This is a genomic window from Pseudomonas sp. B3G-3, assembly GCF_028640915.1.
In the GTDB taxonomy this organism is placed as follows: Bacteria; Pseudomonadota; Gammaproteobacteria; order Pseudomonadales; family Pseudomonadaceae; genus Aquipseudomonas; species Aquipseudomonas chlororaphis_I.
In genome coordinates this window covers 17,664-33,259 of sequence record NZ_JAQZAB010000121.1, presented here as the reverse complement: position 1 = coordinate 33,259, position 15,596 = coordinate 17,664, and the positions used below count along the sequence as shown (strand labels likewise).

The 15,596-nt window shown below is 64.5% G+C and carries 13 protein-coding genes and 1 pseudogene; 5 read left to right on the top strand and 9 right to left on the bottom strand.

Annotated elements, in window-relative coordinates; all coding sequences use genetic code 11:
* The first annotated feature begins 15 nt into the window (after nucleotides 1-15).
* Entirely contained in the window at nucleotides 16-744 is a 729-nt protein-coding gene (locus PVZ80_RS24420; RefSeq protein ID WP_273864698.1) for a dienelactone hydrolase family protein, read from the top strand.
* 93 nt (nucleotides 745-837) lie between these two features.
* Here the strand turns inward: PVZ80_RS24420 and PVZ80_RS24415 are convergent, their stop codons facing one another.
* From PVZ80_RS24415 to PVZ80_RS24400, 4 genes are all read right to left on the bottom strand, one after another.
* The gene (locus PVZ80_RS24415) at nucleotides 838-2,016 is read right to left on the bottom strand and encodes a trans-sulfuration enzyme family protein (RefSeq protein ID WP_016702204.1); all 1,179 of its coding nucleotides are present in this window, start codon (nucleotides 2,014-2,016) and stop codon (nucleotides 838-840) included.
* Nucleotides 2,013-3,389 carry a pyridoxal-phosphate dependent enzyme gene (locus PVZ80_RS24410; protein ID WP_038631065.1) on the bottom strand — a complete coding sequence of 459 codons (1,377 nt, stop codon included), beginning with the start codon at nucleotides 3,387-3,389 and terminating at the stop codon, nucleotides 2,013-2,015. Before PVZ80_RS24410 ends, PVZ80_RS24415 begins: the two co-directional genes overlap by 4 nt.
* Before the next feature lie 210 nt (nucleotides 3,390-3,599).
* The gene (locus PVZ80_RS24405) at nucleotides 3,600-4,487 is read right to left on the bottom strand and encodes a pirin family protein (RefSeq protein ID WP_101282009.1); all 888 of its coding nucleotides are present in this window, start codon (nucleotides 4,485-4,487) and stop codon (nucleotides 3,600-3,602) included.
* 62 nt (nucleotides 4,488-4,549) lie between these two features.
* On the bottom strand, nucleotides 4,550-4,966 hold the full coding sequence (locus PVZ80_RS24400) for an OsmC family protein (RefSeq protein WP_273864697.1): 417 nt from the start codon (nucleotides 4,964-4,966) through the stop codon (nucleotides 4,550-4,552).
* A 136-nt stretch (nucleotides 4,967-5,102) separates the two neighbouring features.
* Here PVZ80_RS24400 and PVZ80_RS24395 point away from each other — a divergent pair, with 136 nt between their 5' ends.
* The 4 genes and pseudogenes from PVZ80_RS24395 (at nucleotide 5,103) to PVZ80_RS34105 (ending at nucleotide 8,444) form a co-directional block, all read left to right on the top strand.
* Nucleotides 5,103-6,104 (top strand): amidohydrolase family protein, encoded by a 1,002-nt coding sequence (locus PVZ80_RS24395; RefSeq protein WP_009047780.1) that lies wholly within the window; start codon nucleotides 5,103-5,105, stop codon nucleotides 6,102-6,104.
* Nucleotides 6,105-6,216: 112 nt separating this feature from the next.
* Nucleotides 6,217-6,681, top strand: coding sequence for a DUF3859 domain-containing protein (locus PVZ80_RS24390; protein WP_009047781.1), 465 nt, complete (start codon nucleotides 6,217-6,219; stop codon nucleotides 6,679-6,681).
* A 137-nt stretch (nucleotides 6,682-6,818) separates the two neighbouring features.
* Nucleotides 6,819-7,589, top strand: a pseudogene (locus PVZ80_RS34110) (MCP four helix bundle domain-containing protein); the annotation flags it as partial.
* Nucleotides 7,581-8,444, top strand: a complete 864-nt coding sequence (locus PVZ80_RS34105; RefSeq protein ID WP_371356849.1) for a methyl-accepting chemotaxis protein — start codon at nucleotides 7,581-7,583, stop codon at nucleotides 8,442-8,444. The pseudogene PVZ80_RS34110 and the gene PVZ80_RS34105, both read left to right, overlap by 9 nt.
* A gap of 79 nt (nucleotides 8,445-8,523) precedes the next feature.
* Here PVZ80_RS34105 and fabB read toward each other — a convergent pair whose 3' ends face one another.
* From fabB to PVZ80_RS24360, 5 genes are all read right to left on the bottom strand, one after another.
* Nucleotides 8,524-9,744 carry a beta-ketoacyl-ACP synthase I gene (fabB, locus tag PVZ80_RS24380; RefSeq protein WP_124310663.1) on the bottom strand — a complete coding sequence of 407 codons (1,221 nt, stop codon included), beginning with the start codon at nucleotides 9,742-9,744 and terminating at the stop codon, nucleotides 8,524-8,526.
* A gap of 11 nt (nucleotides 9,745-9,755) precedes the next feature.
* Nucleotides 9,756-10,271: a 3-hydroxyacyl-[acyl-carrier-protein] dehydratase FabA gene (fabA, locus tag PVZ80_RS24375; RefSeq protein WP_007931558.1), complete on the bottom strand. Its 516-nt coding sequence runs from the start codon at nucleotides 10,269-10,271 to the stop codon at nucleotides 9,756-9,758.
* 248 nt (nucleotides 10,272-10,519) lie between these two features.
* Nucleotides 10,520-12,421 (bottom strand): ATP-binding protein, encoded by a 1,902-nt coding sequence (locus PVZ80_RS24370; protein ID WP_009047784.1) that lies wholly within the window; start codon nucleotides 12,419-12,421, stop codon nucleotides 10,520-10,522.
* A complete protein-coding gene (locus tag PVZ80_RS24365; protein WP_422623392.1) occupies nucleotides 12,418-13,347 on the bottom strand; it encodes an ABC transporter substrate-binding protein in 930 nt (309 codons plus the stop codon). Before PVZ80_RS24365 ends, PVZ80_RS24370 begins: the two co-directional genes overlap by 4 nt.
* A gap of 1 nt (nucleotide 13,348) precedes the next feature.
* A complete protein-coding gene (locus PVZ80_RS24360; protein WP_273864696.1) occupies nucleotides 13,349-15,472 on the bottom strand; it encodes a TonB-dependent receptor plug domain-containing protein in 2,124 nt (707 codons plus the stop codon).
* Nucleotides 15,473-15,596: the final 124 nt, after the last annotated feature.

Here is a 15,596-nt window from a genome sequence, read left to right as displayed (position 1 = left end):
AATCAGGAGTCTGAAATGAGCCAAGTCACTGTTCGTTCCCTGGTCTACCAGATTGATGGTCAAGCCTATGAAAGCCGCCTGGCGTTCGATACCAGCCAGCAGGGCCCACGTCCGGGGCTGTTGATGGCGCCGAACTGGATGGGGGTCAGCGCCGGTGCCGAGAAGATCGCCGAGGCGGTGGCCGCCAAGGGGTATGTGGTGCTGATCGCCGACTTGTACGGGCAACAGGTCCGTCCGAGCAACGGCGACGAGGCGGGCGCCGCCATGATGCCGCTGAAGGATGACCGGGCCCTGCTGCGCAAGCGCATGCAGGCGGCCTTCGAGGCGCTGCAAAGCCAGCAGGAAGCCGCGGTGGACAAGGCCAGGCTGGCCACCTTCGGTTTCTGCTTCGGTGGCTGCTGCTCCCTGGAGCTGGCGCGCAGCGGTGCGCCGCTGAAAGCCGCGGTGTCCTTCCACGGCACCCTGGATACGCCGAACCCGGCCGACGCGCGGAACATCAAGGGCTCGGTACTGGTGCTGCATGGCGCCTCCGACCCGCTGGTGCCGAAAGAGCAGTTGCCGGCCTTCGAAGAAGAAATGAATGCCGCAGGCGTGGATTGGCAGTTGCTGAGCTACGGCGGCGCGGTGCATTCCTTCACCGATCCGCACGCCAATGTGCCGGGCATGATGATGTACGACGCCAGGACCGCGGGCCGTGCCTTCACCTCGATGCACAACCTGCTGGATGAAGTGTTCAAGGGCTGAGCCCCGGGAACGACAAGCCCGCCTGGCGATGCAATGCGGCTCTCAGCGAGCCGCCTTGTACGCCAGGCGGGCTTTTTTGTGCCTGTCAGCCATTCAGATCCGCGTCAGCGCCTGGGCCAGGTCGGCGCGCAGGTCCTCGACATCCTCGACCCCCACGGATAAGCGCACCAGCCCATCGCCGATGCCGAGCTGCGCCCGGGTTTCCGCGGGAATGCTGGCGTGGGTCATGATCGCCGGGTGCTCGATCAGGCTTTCCACCCCGCCCAGGCTCTCGGCCAGGGCGAAGATCCGCACGTTCTCGAGAAAACGCTTGGCGCCGGCCAGGTCGCAGTTCAGATCGAGGGAGATCATCCCGCCGAAAGCCTGCATCTGCCGTCGCGCCAGGGCGTGCTGCGGGTGGGACGGCAGGCCCGGGTAGTAGACCCGCGCCACCTGTGGCTGGCGTTCCAGCCATTGCGCCAGCTCCAGGGCGTTGCTGCAGTGGCGTTCCATGCGCAGCGCCAGGGTCTTCACCCCGCGCAGGGTGAGGAAGGCGTCGAACGGCCCGGCGATGGCCCCCACGGCGTTCTGCAGGAAGCCCAGGCGCTCGGCCAGGTCGGGGTTCTGGCCGACCACCGCAATGCCGCCGATCACGTCGGAGTGGCCGTTGAGGTACTTGGTCGTCGAGTGCAGCACGATATCGAAGCCCAGCTCCAGCGGGCGCTGGATCCACGGGCTGGCAAAGGTGTTGTCGGCGACGCAGATGATGCCCCGCGCGCGGCAGATGCGCGCGATGGCGGCGAGATCGGTGAGGCGCAGCAGGGGATTGCTCGGGGTCTCGACCATCACCATCCGGGTGTCGTCCTGCAACGCCGCTTCGAAGGCCGAGAGGTCGGACAGGTCGACGAAGCTGAAGCGATGCCCGGCGCTGCGCCGGCGCACCCGTTCGAACAGGCGGAAGGTGCCGCCATACAGGTCATTGCCGGAAACGATATGCGCGCCGGCGTCGAGCAGTTCGAGCACGCTGGAAATCGCCGCCAGCCCGGAGGCGAAGGCGAAGGCCTGGGTGCCGCCCTCAAGGTCCGCCACGCAGCGCTCCAGCGCCCAGCGCGTGGGGTTGTGCGAACGCCCGTAGTCCAGGCCCTTGTGCACCCCGGGGCTCTGCTGGGCATAGGTGGAGTTGGCGTAGATCGGCGGCATCAGCGCCCCGGTGGAAGGGTCCGGCGTTTGCCCCGCATGGATTACCCGGGTAGCGAAGGCACGCGGCGCGCCGGTTTCATCCTGTTGACTCATGTTAGCGATCTCCGTAAGTGATTGAGCATGTCGACCCGGGTAATCAAGCCGTGGAAGCCCGAGGCGTCGGCGATGATCGCCACGAAGCCACGGTCGAGTTCCGCCTCCAGTTCGGCCAGGCTGGCGCTGGGAGGCAGGGTTTCCAGCTGATCGCTCATGGCGCTGGCCACGGTCTGGCGAAAGTGCGAAGCGTCTTCGTGCACGCCCAGCAGGATGTCCGACTCATCGATCACTCCGACCAGCCGCTGCCCGTCCACCAGCACCGGCAGTTGCGAGACGTCGGCCAGGCGCATGCGCTGGAAGGCGGTGAGCAGGGTGTCGTCCGGCCCTACGCTGATCACCCGGCCGTCCTCGAAGCGCCGCGCGATCAGGTCGCGCAGGTCGCCGTAGCGCTTGCGCGCAAGCAGGCCCTGATCGTTCATCCATTGGTCGTTATAGATCTTCGACAGGTAGCGGGTGCCGGTGTCGCAGACGAAGCTGACCACCCGCTTCGGCTCGGTCTGCTCGCGGCAGTAGCGCAGTGCCGCGGCCAGCAGGGTGCCGGTCGAAGAGCCGCCGAGAATGCCCTCGGCGCGCAGCAGCTGGCGGGCGTGCTCGAAGCTTTCCTCGTCGCTGATGGAATAGGCCTTGCGCACGCTGGAAAGGTCGGCAATGGACGGAATGAAGTCTTCGCCGATGCCTTCCACGGCCCAGGAGCCGGGCGTGCCCAGGGCGCCGCTGCGGCTGTATTCGGCCATCACCGAGCCCACCGGGTCGGCCAGCACCATCTCCAGGTCCGGCTGTACCCGGCGGAAGAAACGGGTCAGCCCGGTCAGGGTGCCGGCCGAACCGACGCCGACCACGATGGCGTCCACATCATGTTGGGTCTGGGCCCAGATTTCCGGCGCGGTGCTGCATTCGTGGGCCAGCGGGTTGGCCGGGTTGTTGAACTGATCGGCGAAGAAGGCGTCGGGAATCTCCTTGGTCAGCCGCGCCGCCATGTCCTGGTAGTAGTCGGGGTGGCCCTTGCCGACATCGGAGCGGGTGATGTGCACTTCGGCGCCCATCGCCTTGAGGTGCAGGACCTTCTCGGTGGACATCTTGTCCGGCACCACCAGGACCACCCGGTAGCCCTTGGCACGGCCGACCAGGGCCAGGCCCAGGCCGGTGTTGCCAGCGGTGGCCTCGACTATGGTGCCGCCGGGGCGCAGGCGGCCGTCGCGCTCGGCGGCGTCGATCATCGCCAGGCCGATACGGTCCTTGATCGAACCTCCGGGGTTTTGCGATTCAAGCTTGAGAAACAGCGTACAGGGGCCGGTATCGAAACGGCTGACACGCACCAGCGGCGTGTTGCCGATCAGTTCGAGCACGGCAGGACGGGAGTCGTTTGGCATGTGGTCACCTCGCTGCGCAACGTTGCGCTGGATGGACAGCGACCCACGGCGAATCATCGCGCGGCGGTCGCAGGCAATGCATCGCTTGGACCATAGGCCGGGATCCGGCTACCCGCAACCGCTCGCGCCGGCCGGTACCTGGTTGCGCAGCCTGGCGGCGGTGGAGCCTGGGCCGGTACTTGACCTGCCCAGGCTATTGAACGCCCGGCGCTACAGAGGGGACGGCGAGCCTTTGCCCTTGGGCAGTTCGATTCGTTCGCTTTCCCCCGGCACCGTCGGCCAGTCGCCGGCGGCCCAGCGCTGGCGGGCTTCATCGATACGGGCCGGGTCGCTGGAGACGAAGTTCCAGTTGATCCGCCGTGGACCGTCCAGCGGCGCGCCGCCGAACAGCACGGCGTGGCAGTCGCTGTCGGCGAACAGGGTCGGGGTGGTGCCGGCCGGCAGGATCACCAGCGCATGGGGCTCGACGGGCTCGCCGTCCAGCTGGGCGTCGCCTTCGAGCACGTACAGGGCGCGTTCCTCGTGTTCGGCGGGGATCAGCAGGGTGGTCGCGGTCTGCAGCTGTATTTCGGCATACAGGGTCGGGGAGAGCACCGGGACCGGCGATTCCAGGCAGAAACCGCTGCCGGCGATCATGCGGATCCTGACCCCGAGGTTGTCGCTGACCGGCAGGGTCGCGGCCGGGTGATGGCTGTAGTGCCCCGGGCCTTGTTCATGGGCCTTGGGGGAGGCCAGCCAGACCTGCAGGCCGTGCATGCTGAAATCACTGTCGATCAGCGCCTGCGGGGTGCGCTCGACGTGGGCGATGGCGCTGCCGGCGGTCATCCAGCTGACATCCCCCTGGTCCACCACCTGGTCGGAACCGAGGCTGTCCTTGTGCTGGATCTGCCCCTGGAACAGGTAGGTCAGGGTCGACAGGCCGATATGCGGATGCTGGCGGATATTCATGCCCTTGCCCGCGGGGTAGCGGGTTTGCAGCATGTGATCGAAAAACACGAAGGGCCCCACGCTGCGGCATTGGGCCGAGGGCAGCGGACGCAGGATGGGTTGGCCTTCGACGTCCTCGGCGCGAGGGCGAATCACGAGCGGTGTGTTCATGGTGCATTCCAGGCTGATCGGGTTATGCCCGGGAGCATAACCTGCTTGTGCAGCCCGTGGCGCTATTGGCTGAAGGTGCCTTCGGACAGGTGGGTCTCGATGCTCACCTCGGCGGTGGTCATCAGCTTGTGCACCGGGCAGCGGTCGGCGACGCGATGCAGCTCTTCACGCTGGGCGTCGGTGAGCACGCCTTTGAGGGTCAGTTTGACGTGCAGCGCGTATTTGCCTTTCTGCTCCTGGCTGTTGTCGTGCTTGACCTCGACCGTGACGCCAGTAAGCGGAATCTCTTTTTTCTGCGCGTACAGCTTGAGGGTCAGGGCCTTGCAGGCGCCCAGGGCAGCATCGAAAAAGTCGTGGGGTTCCGGCGCGGAACCTTCGCCGCCCAGGGTCTTGGGCAGGTCGGCGAACAATTGGTGGTCATCGATCTGGATGCTGTGGCGGAAACCTTCGCTGGATTCGGTGTTGACGGTGATAGTCATGACGGACCTCGGGCAGTGAGCAGTCGTTGAAAGGTGGTGCAGTTATAGAGCATTACGCTGGTTGTGCGTTCCCCTTTTTCTGAACCGCCGCCTCCGGGGCAGGGTCTACCCAGCGTGAATCGACAGGAGCCCACCCATGCGCTGGATCTACCTGAGCACCTTGCTGTTGCTGCTGCCGAGCGCCTGGGCCCAGGCCCGCGACTACGCCTACAGCGATGCCCACCTGCATTACGTCGACTTCTTCCAGGAGTCGGCGGGCATGGACAAGCTGCTCAAGGCCATGGCCGACAATCGCATCGAGCATGTGATGATTTCCGGTATCCCGGTGGCCAAGAAATGGCATGAAGACGAACCCAAGCGGCCGCGCTATTACGCCGGCGATGACGCGGATGCCTACTGGTACAGCGCTACCGATGTGATTGTCGCCGCCGCGGTGAATCGCCTGACGCCCGAGCAGCGCCGGCACTTCCATCCGTTCCTGTCGGGCTTCAACCCCAACGACAAGAACTCCGAGGCCCATATCCAGCGCATGCTCGACCTCAATCCGGGGTTGTGGCAGGGCATCGGCGAGGTCTTTACCCGCCACGACGACCTGACCGCGCTGACCTCCGGCGATACGCCACGGGCCAATAACGAGGCGATGACGCGGATCTATCACCTGGCGGCGGAAAACGACCTGCCGGTGATGCTGCATTCCAACATCACCTCCAAGCGCGAAAAGAACCCGCTGTACCTGAGGGAAATCGAAGAGCCGCTGCGCAATCACCCCCACACGCGTTTTATCTGGGCCCACGCGGGCACCAGCATGGAGATCCACCGGCATCAGGTGCAGTTGAATTTTCTCCTGCCGACCCTGGCGCGGATGCTCGAGTCCTATCCCAACCTGTATATCGACCTGTCCTGGAGCGTGCTCAGGCCGTACCTGCTGGATGAGCAGGGCGTGCCCCGGGCGGAGTGGGTAAAGCTGGTGGAGCGCTTTCCCGAGCGGTTCATGCTGGGTTCGGACGTTGTCGGGCGATTCAACAAGCTGGGGCGGGAAATGCGCAGCTTCGAGCCCTTTCTCGATGCCTTGCCGGAGGACGTGGCGCGCAAGGTGGCCCAGGACAACTTCCTCGCCGTGCTGCCGCGCGCTCGTTGATCCTGGGAGGCTCCAGTGCGCGGGCGTTGCCAAGGCGCTGGCGATGCAGGTTTGTCATCAGCCTGTCATGCCTGCGTCATAGGCTCGCGCCATCTCAATCAAGGAGCGCGATATGCACCTCACCCGTTTAAGCGCATTGGCGGCGCTGATGATGCTCAGTGGCTTTGCCAGTGCTGAAGTCCGTGTCGAAGGCCCGGTGGAATATGGTGTGTTCGAGGGGCCGAAGGCCGCGTTGCAGTCGGGTGAGCGGGTGCTGCGGCGCAGCAACGAGAACATCGAGCAGACCGAGATCGTGCCTGCGCGGCTGGGCACCAAGTTCGGCCTGCGTTATCAGCTGGCCGGCAAGGTGGCCGAGGATGTGCCGCTGACCCTGCTGTATTTCACACCGGGTATCCGCACCCCGGATGGCCAGCGTCACGACAAGCTCGAAGTGACCCAGAAACTGGTACCGGGCGCGCCGCAGGACATCATGGCCTATGAGTTCACCGAGAGTCATGAAGTGATCCCCGGCGAGTGGCGCTTCATGGTGTTCCAGGGTGACCGTTTGTTGGTCCAGCAGCGTTTTACCGTACGCTGAATCGTTTACGCCCAGGCATCGGAGTGCTTGGGCGTTTTGATATCACGTTTTCGTCTTAAGCAAATTTTCCGCGACCCGATACTTTCAACAGCAGCCCGCTGCATGGCGAATGCAGCGCTTTTGGAAGGAACCGGAGAATGAGCATCAGGAGTCTCAACATTGCACCGCGCGCAGGCCTGGGCTTCGGCCTGCTGGCGTTGATGGTGTTCGGCCTGGGGGCGTTCGCCCTGCTGCAGATGGCGAACATGCGCGCGCAGTCCGACGAGGTCGACAACAACTGGCTGCCCAGTGTGATGTCGGTGGGCGAAATGAATCAGGACCTGCTGCGGGTCCGCGCGCTGACTATGCGCTTGCTGCTCAACCGCAGCCCCCAGGCCCTGGCGCAGAACGAAAGCAAACTCAATGAGATCAAGCGCGGCATGACGGTGGCCCAGGAGCGCTATAACGCGCTGATTGTGCTGCCGCAAGAGCGTGTGCTGTTCGATCGCTACAAAGCCGCCGAGAAGCGCTACCTCGAGCATCAGAACCAGGTAATGGCACTGTCGCAACAGGGGCGGGTCGAGGATGCGGTCGCGGTGGTCAATGGCGAGATGAGCCAACTGGCCGATGAGCTGGCGGGCACCCTCAATGAGTTGGTGGCCCTGAACCGGCACAACGCCAACTTGGCCACCGAGCTGGCCAGGGCGGTGTTCAGCAACGCCAAGGTCTGGGTAGTCGTGATGGTCGTGGTGGCTGGCCTGATGACCATTGTCCTGGCCCTGTTGCTGACCCGCAGCATTGTGCTGCCGCTCTCGCAATCGCTGAACGTGGCCGAAGTGGTGGCCGGCGGCGACCTGACCGAGGACATCCGCATCAGCGGCAAGGATGAGCCGGCGCGCCTGCTGCAGGCGCTCAAGGCCATGCAGCACAGCCTGCGGGAGACCATCCGGCGCATCTCCGACTCTTCCAGCCAGCTGGCTTCCGCTTCGGAGGAACTCAGTTGCGTGACCGAGGACGCCACGCGCGGCCTGCACCAGCAGAGCCAGGAAATCGAGCAGGCGGCGACGGCGGTGAACCAGATGACCGCTGCGGTGGAGGAGGTGGCCAGCAATGCCGTGGCGACGTCTGAGGCCTCCCGCCAGTCCGACCTGATTGCCCAGCATGGGCGTGAGCAGGTGCGACAGACGGTGCAGTCCATCGAGTCCCTGGCCGACGACGTGACCGCCAACGCCTCCCAGGTCGAAGAGCTGGCGCAGAAGGTCTATGGCATCAGCAAGGTGCTGGATGTAATTCGTTCGGTGGCCGAGCAGACCAACCTGCTGGCCCTGAATGCCGCCATCGAGGCGGCGCGGGCCGGGGATGCCGGCCGCGGGTTCGCGGTGGTGGCGGACGAGGTGCGGGCACTGGCTCATCGCACCCAGCAATCGACCCAGGAGATCGAGCAGATGATCGGCGGCATTCAGCTGGGCACCGAGCAGGCCGTCAGCTCCATGCAGCAGAGCAACAGCCGGGCCCGTTCGACCCTGGAGCTGGCCAAGGCGGCGGGGGCGGCGCTGGAGGAAATCGCCGGGGCGATCACCCTGATCAACGAGCGCAATACGGTGATTGCCAGCGCCTCGGAGGAGCAGGCGGCGGTGGCTCGGGAGGTGGACCGCAACCTGATGAACATCCGCGACCTGGCCATGCAGACCTCGGCCGGGGCCAACCAGACCAGTGCCGCGAGCCAGGAGCTGTCACGACTGGCGGTGGACCTGAACACCCTGGTGGCGCGTTTTTCGGTGTAAGGGCTTCGGGAAAACAATCGCCCAATAAAAAACGCCCCGAACCAGTCGGGGCGTTTTTCATGTTGCGAAGCGGCGGGGCTTACTTGCCCTGCCAGCGCTTCAGGACCAGGGTGGCGTTGGTGCCGCCGAAGCCGAAGCTGTTGCTCATCACGGTGTTGATGGTGGCGTCTTCGCGAGTCTTGGTCAGGATCGGCATATCGGCCACTTCCGGATCCAGCTCTTCGATGTTGGCCGAACCTGCCATGAAGTTGCCTTCCATCATCAGCAGGCAGTAGATCGCTTCGTGAACGCCGGCGGCGCCCAGGGAGTGACCCGACAGGCTCTTGGTGGAGCTGATGGCCGGAGCCTTGTCGCCGAACACTTCACGCACACCTTTCATTTCCGCGACATCGCCGACCGGAGTCGAGGTGCCGTGGGTGTTCAGGTAGTCGATCGGTGCGTCGACGGTGGACATGGCCATCTGCATGCAACGGATTGCACCTTCGCCGCTTGGCGCCACCATGTCGTAGCCGTCGGACGTCGCGCCGTAGCCAACGATTTCGGCGTAGATCTTCGCGCCGCGGGCCAGGGCGTGTTCCAGCTCCTCGACCACTACCATGCCGCCACCGCCGGCGATGACAAAACCGTCACGGTCGGCGTCGTAGGCGCGGGAGGCTTGTTCCGGGGTGTCATTGCGCTTGCTGGACAGGGCGCCCATGGCGTCGAACAGGAACGACTGGCTCCAATGTTCTTCTTCACCGCCGCCGGCGAACACGATGTCCTGCTTGCCCATCTGGATCTGTTCCATGGCGGTACCGATGCAGTGAGCACTGGTGGCGCAGGCGGAAGCGATGGAGTAGTTCAGGCCCTTGATCTTGAACGGAGTGGCCAGGCACGCGGAAACGGTGCTGCTCATGGTCCGCGTGACACGGTATGGGCCAACGCGCTTGACGCCTTTCTCGCGCAGGATGTCCAGCGCTTCCATCTGGTTCAGGGTCGAGGCGCCGCCGGAGCCGGCGATCAGGCCGGTACGCGGGTTGGAAACCTGCTCTTCGGTCAGGCCGGAGTCGGCGATGGCGTCTTTCATGGCCAGGTAGGCGTAAGCCGCCGCGTGGCCGACGAAGCGATAGACCTTGCGATCGATCAGCTCTTCGAGATTGAGGTCAATGGAGCCGGAAACCTGGCTACGCAGACCCATTTCGGCATATTCCGGGTTGAAGCGGATGCCAGGGCGACTTGCACGCAGGTTAGCGGAGACGGTCTCTTTGTCATTGCCCAGGCACGAAACGATGCCCAGACCAGTGATAACGACGCGGCGCATGCGGATAACCCTTAGAAGTTGTCAGTGGAGGTGAAAACGCCGACCCGGAGGCCTTCGGCGGTGTAGATTTCGCGGCCGTCGACGCTGACCGAGCCATCGGCGATGGCCATGTTCAGCTTGCCTTTGAGGACGCGCTTGATATGAATGTTATAGGTGACTTTCTTGGCGGTCGGCAGCACCTGGCCAAAGAACTTCACTTCGCCCGAACCCAGGGCGCGACCGCGGCCCGGCAGGCCTTGCCAGCCCAGGAAGAAACCGACCAGTTGCCACATGGCGTCGAGGCCCAGGCAGCCCGGCATCACCGGATCGCCTTCGAAGTGGCAGGCGAAGAACCACAGGTCCGGGGTGATATCCAGCTCGGCGACCAATTCACCTTTGCCGTACTTGCCACCCTCTTGGCTGATATGAGTAATGCGATCCACCATCAGCATGTTCGGGGCGGGCAGTTGCGCGTTACCTGGGCCGAACAGCTCACCGCGACTGCAGCGCAGCAGGTCTTCCCGAGTAAAGGCGTTTTGTTTGGTCATGCGAGCTCCTCAATAGTCCCATGCGGCAGGGTGGGGCAAATCTTCCCGGCCGATCGAAGCGTTCATGCCTCGAGCCGGCAGCCTACTCATAGACTATTGCGTTGTGGTGAAAGTCACAGCACAAGGGACATGAATGTACACTTGTGCACTGAAATTATTATACAGGCCCTGTGAGGGGCCTGTTCGGGTGCCTAAGACTGCCGCACTTTCGCCCTTCACGCCAGTCGCAGATGGTCGATAAATGGCCGCTACTGCACCCAACGTTGGAGAATTTGCTGCAGATCCGTGCGTTTGAACGGCTTGGCCAGGTAATCGTTCATTCCCGCCGACAAACACGCTTCGCGGTCGCCCTGCAAGGCATTGGCGGTCAGGGCGATGATCGGCAGGTCGGCGCATCCGGGCAGTTGGCGGATCTGCCGGGTGGCCTCGTAACCGTCGATCAGCGGCAGTCGGCAATCCATCAGGATCGCCTCGAAAATCAGGCTTTCGGCGCTACGAATGGCCTGGGCGCCGTCGGTGGCGATGCTGACCGTGAAGCCCAGGCTGCGCAGCATGGCCTGGATCACGGTCTGGTTGACCGGGTTGTCTTCCACCAGCAGCACGTTGCGTCCTTCTCCATGGGCATGCCCGCTGTGCACCCGCGGCGCCAGCACCGGCAGGCTTTGCTGGTACAGCGCCAGCGGGATCTCCAGGGTGAACACCGAGCCGCGGCCTTCCTCGCTCTGCGCGCGCAGGGTGCCGCCCATGCGTTCGGCCAGGGTGCGGGCGATCGGCAGCCCCAGGCCGGTGCCGCCGTAACGCCGGGAAATCGAACTGTCGGCCTGCTGGAAGGCGTTGAACATCAGCTCCAGGCTTTGCGGGCTGATGCCGATCCCGCTGTCGCGCACGCTACAGGTGAACCACAGCAGCTCGTGGTCCAGGGCCTGCCATTGCGGCTCGATGGTGACGCTGCCTTGTTCGGTGAACTTCAAGGCGTTGCCGATCAGGTTCACCAGGATCTGCCGGATACGCGTCGGATCGCCCTTGACTTGCAGCGACTCCATGCCGGGCGGCAAGCGCAGTTGCAGGTCCAGCCCGCGCTGCGCGGCGCTGTGCTGGAAGGCCTGGGCCGAACTGCTGATGAGTTCGGCGAGGTTGAACGGGATGTGCTCCAGCTCCAGGGCCGAGCGCTCGATGCGCGAGAAGTCGAGGATGTCGTTGATCACCTTGAGCAGGTGCTCGGTGGACTCGGAGGCCAGCGCCGCGTATTCGTGCTGTTCATCGGTCATTTCCGTGGTTTCGAGCAGTTGCAGCATGCCCAGCACGCCGTTCATGGGCGTGCGCAGTTCATGGCTCATCATCGCCAGGAAGTCCGACTTGGCATTGTTGGCCCGCTCCGCTTCTTCGCGGGTCTGGATCAATTGCGCCATGGCCTGGTGTTGTTCGCGACTGGCCTGCTCGAGGCCGGCGGCGAGGTTGTTGATATGTCGCGAAAGATCGCCCAGCTCGGCATCGTCGACGATCGGCAGCGGGGTCTTGAAGTCACCCTGTTGAATGGCCTTGACCGCGGTGCCCATGGCGCTGATCGGCTGCGACAGGCTGGCCGCCAGGCGGCGGGCCAGGAGGAAGGTGAACAGCAGGGCGAACAGCGCGAGGATGCCGGCCTTGAACAGAATCTCCTGCTGGCGCTGGCTGAAGGCGTCGTTGGACATGCCGACGATCACCCGCCCCAGGTAGTCCTCGTTCGGGCTCACGCTGGCGCTCGGGTCGTCCTGGAAAAAATCGTTGCTAAGCTGGATGCGTTGCAGGCGCACCGGGGCCTGGAACACTTCCACCTGCTGCGAACGGTTGTGGGTCTCCGAAGGCTGCTCGACGTACACCAGGATCTTGTTGCGGCTGTCCTGGACTTCGAGAAAGCGCACGTGGGGCGTGGCCAGGGTGGCCTTGAGCAGGCTCTCGAGGCCTTCGCTGTTGCCCGAAATCACCCCGTACTCGGTGGCCGGCGCCAGCTGGTTGGCGATCAACTGGCCGGTGTGGTTCAGCTCCTGGCGCAGATCCTGGATCCGCACGAAGGTAAAGAAGCTGATCAGCAGCAGGGTCAGCAGCAGCGCCGGGCCGAGGCAGATGATCTGGGTGCGGGTACTGATGTCCCAACGGCGACGGAAGGTCATGGGCGTTTTTCTCCTTCGGCCAGCTGGGTCGCCACCGATTGTTCGTCAATCGGTTCGACACCCAGGGAGCGTGCCACTTGCGGGTTGCTCAACACCTTGAACGGTTGCGGATACAGGGTACGCGGCCAGTGGGTCGTGGGCCGGTCCAGCAAATCGTCGAGCACTTGCAGCCAGTCGTCCTGGTCGCTGTAGGTGCTGGCCAGGCTGCCGGCTTTGACGAAGCCGGCATTGGGGCCGATCAGCGCCAATTGCCGGGCATAGCTGCTCAATAACAGGTTCTTCGCGGTTTTCGGGTTGTACAGCTGTGGGTCATCCAGCCCCAGCAGGACGTCGCTGCTTTTCAGCAGGCTTTGCAGCGGGCGGCTGTCATTGGTGTCGTCCCAGCGCTCGGCGACGATTTCCAGCCCCAGGGGATGGGCGGCCTGGTGCAGCTCCTTGAGCAGGAATTCGCTGTCGGCACCGTAGAGCACGCCGATCCGCCGGGCCTGGGGGAGGATCTTGCGGATCAATTGCAATTGCCGAGCCAGCGGCGGGTCGCTCCATAACAGGCTCAGCCGGGGCGAGGCCGTTGCCCCGAGGCGCTGCTGGGCCTGGATCCGGCCGATGCGCAGCACCAGGGTGGCCGGGCCCTGGGCGTCCTGCTGGCGCCACTCCAGGCTGGCCGGGTCAAGCAGGATCAGCCGGGTCCCCGCCGGCAATTGACCGGGGGCAGGCAGGTTGGCCAGGAGTTCGAAGCGCACCTCGTCCTGTGGCCGCTGTTGCGCCAGTGCCTGAGCGAAGGCCCGCACGCCGGCGCTGTCTTCGGCGCCGGTCAGCAACACCTGGGCCGCCCATGCGGGGAGTGCACCCCAGAGGCAACAGAACAGCAGCAGGCGAACCCGGAATCGGCTCAAGGCAAGCGTCATCCCTGACTGACGGTGGCTCATGCTAGAACGTCAACTCCGCACTGAAGTAGAGGACGTGTTGCGAGTCATAGTTGTTGTCGACAAAGGTGGTGGGCTCGTCGTCGAGCCGTTGCTGGAGCACGCCGGCCAGCTCCAGGCTGCCCTTGCCCAGGGGGATGCGCTTGGCGACGCGGGTATCGACCCGTTCGAAGCGGTAACCGTTGAGCGCGCTGGAACCATAGTAGAAGAGCGCGCTGGACCAGCCCTGGCCCCAGTCGCGCAACCAGCCTGCCGAACCGCTGTGGCGCGCGGTCAATTGCTCGTCCAGCGGGTTGCTGGCCTCGGCGTCGACATAGGCGTACGTCAGGCGCAGCCGGTCCGCCGGGTCCAGGCGCCAGTCGAGCTGGGTTTCAGTGCCGACGAAGCGTGAGGAGTTGCTGTTGCTGGCAATGTACTGGTTGTTGCGCAGCGGCTCGCTGATCATCCCGCTGATTTCGTCGTAGAACAGCTTCACATCGAGGTTCAGCCCGAGGTCGGCGAAAAGGCCGTTGTAGCCCAGCTCCCGCGAGCGCATGCGCTCCTGGTCGAGGTTGCCCGGGCCGCGGGTCTTGACGAAATACTGGGCGCTGGGCTGGCCATAGGCGGTCGGGCTCAGCTTGGTGACCCGGTAGCTCCAGTTGACGTTGTTCTCGAACATGTCCGGCGAGCGGATCGCTTCCGAATACACCGCCCGCAGGCCGTGGCGCGGGTTGATCAGGTAGTTGACCGCCACCCGCGGGGTCAGCGAGCTGCCGCTCAGTTGCGAGTCCTCGAACATGGCGCCGCCCTGCAGCAGCCAGTGTTCGGTGGCGCGCCATTCCAGCTGGCCGAACGCGCGCCAGGTGCTGTCGTCGAGGGTGCCGTTGAAATAGGTTTCCGAGTCGGCGCGGTCGTAGCGATAGTTCAGCCCGCTGACCAGGCGCACGCCGTCGGACAGGCTCAGGGTGTCCTGCAGCTCGAGGTCGTAGCGCGATTCACGGGCGCTCTGGTCGATATCCCCGCAGACCGTGCGCTTGGCGCCGTCCTTCCATTGCGTCAGCACCTGGTTCGCCAGGGCCTGTTCGGCCGCGGTGCCCGGAGGGGCGCCGGAGCCGGTGAAATTCTCCATGTGCCGGGCCAGCAGTTCGGCGTAGTTCGGGTTGAGCTGCCAGAGGCGGGTCAGTTCCGGGCTGAACGACACTTCGGCGTCACAGGCGCGCCAGTTCTGCTGGCGGTCCCAGTGCTGGGCCGAGCCTTGTATATAAAGGCTGTGGTCCGGGTTGATGTCCAGGTTCCAGCGCAGCGAGCCGGCATAGTCCTTGGCGATCACGTCGGAGTTGTAGCCGGCCGAGGTGATACCGGAGAAGACCGGGCGGTAGGTATAGGGGCGCCGGTTGCTGCCTTCCTTGGCGCTGAGCTGCCAGTCGATGCTCTGCCGCTCGTTGAGCATCTGGCTGACCGACAGGCTGAAGCGGTTCAAGCGCCGGCTGTCGCGGTAGTCGGCGCCGTTGCGATCGCTGTCGAAGCCATCGTCCTCCTGCCCGGACAGCGACAGGCGCAGGTCGCCGCTGTCCCAGCCGGTGCCCTGGCTGGCATACCAGTCGCTGATACCGCGCTGGCCGCGGGTGACCTTGACCCGCGTGCCGTGGCTGTTGGCGGGCGAGCGGGTAATGATGTTGATCACCGCCATCAGCGCATTGGCGCCGTAACTGACGGTATTGGGGCCGCGGAACACCTCGATGCGCTCGATGTCCTCCATGGCCACCGGAATGTCGCTCCAGTCCACGGTGGCCAGGCCCGCCCGGTACACCGAGCGCCCGTCGATCAGCACCTGCATGCGCCGCGCTTCGCTGGCATTGGTGCCGTGATAGTTCACCGCGGCCTGGTTGCCATTGATATTGCCGACCATCATCCCCGGCACCAGGCGCAGCAGTTCGCTGATGTCGCGGGCGCCGCTGGCGTTGATCAGTTCGCTGTCGAGCACGGTCATGCTGCCGGGCACGGCCGCGGGGGACTGTTTCAGACGGGTGGCGGTGAGGATTTCCGGCAGCGGCTGGCTGTCCAGGAACAGATCGTCGGCCAACGCCGGGGTGCTGCACAGCAGCGCCAGCAAGAGCGATGGGCGGGAGAGGGGAGGGCCAGGATACACGGCACAGCCTTGATAACGGATAATTGCCGCGCATGTTAACCGAGATGACCGGGTTTTCCAGTCGATAACCCCGACAATCCGGGGTCTAATCGGCGTTTTCCCGGCATTTGTGCCTAATTGTTCA

Coding starts and splice junctions, on each gene's coding strand:
- PVZ80_RS24420 (WP_273864698.1), top strand. CDS start 16: ATGAGCCAAGTCACTGTTCGTTCCCTGGTCTACCAGATTGATGGTCAA.
- PVZ80_RS24415 (WP_016702204.1), bottom strand. CDS start 2,016: ATGAGTCAACAGGATGAAACCGGCGCGCCGCGTGCCTTCGCTACCCGG.
- PVZ80_RS24410 (WP_038631065.1), bottom strand. CDS start 3,389: ATGCCAAACGACTCCCGTCCTGCCGTGCTCGAACTGATCGGCAACACG.
- PVZ80_RS24405 (WP_101282009.1), bottom strand. CDS start 4,487: ATGAACACACCGCTCGTGATTCGCCCTCGCGCCGAGGACGTCGAAGGC.
- PVZ80_RS24400 (WP_273864697.1), bottom strand. CDS start 4,966: ATGACTATCACCGTCAACACCGAATCCAGCGAAGGTTTCCGCCACAGC.
- PVZ80_RS24395 (WP_009047780.1), top strand. CDS start 5,103: ATGCGCTGGATCTACCTGAGCACCTTGCTGTTGCTGCTGCCGAGCGCC.
- PVZ80_RS24390 (WP_009047781.1), top strand. CDS start 6,217: ATGCACCTCACCCGTTTAAGCGCATTGGCGGCGCTGATGATGCTCAGT.
- PVZ80_RS34105 (WP_371356849.1), top strand. CDS start 7,581: ATGCAGCACAGCCTGCGGGAGACCATCCGGCGCATCTCCGACTCTTCC.
- fabB (WP_124310663.1), bottom strand. CDS start 9,744: ATGCGCCGCGTCGTTATCACTGGTCTGGGCATCGTTTCGTGCCTGGGC.
- fabA (WP_007931558.1), bottom strand. CDS start 10,271: ATGACCAAACAAAACGCCTTTACTCGGGAAGACCTGCTGCGCTGCAGT.
- PVZ80_RS24370 (WP_009047784.1), bottom strand. CDS start 12,421: ATGACCTTCCGTCGCCGTTGGGACATCAGTACCCGCACCCAGATCATC.
- PVZ80_RS24365 (WP_422623392.1), bottom strand. CDS start 13,347: ATGAGCCACCGTCAGTCAGGGATGACGCTTGCCTTGAGCCGATTCCGG.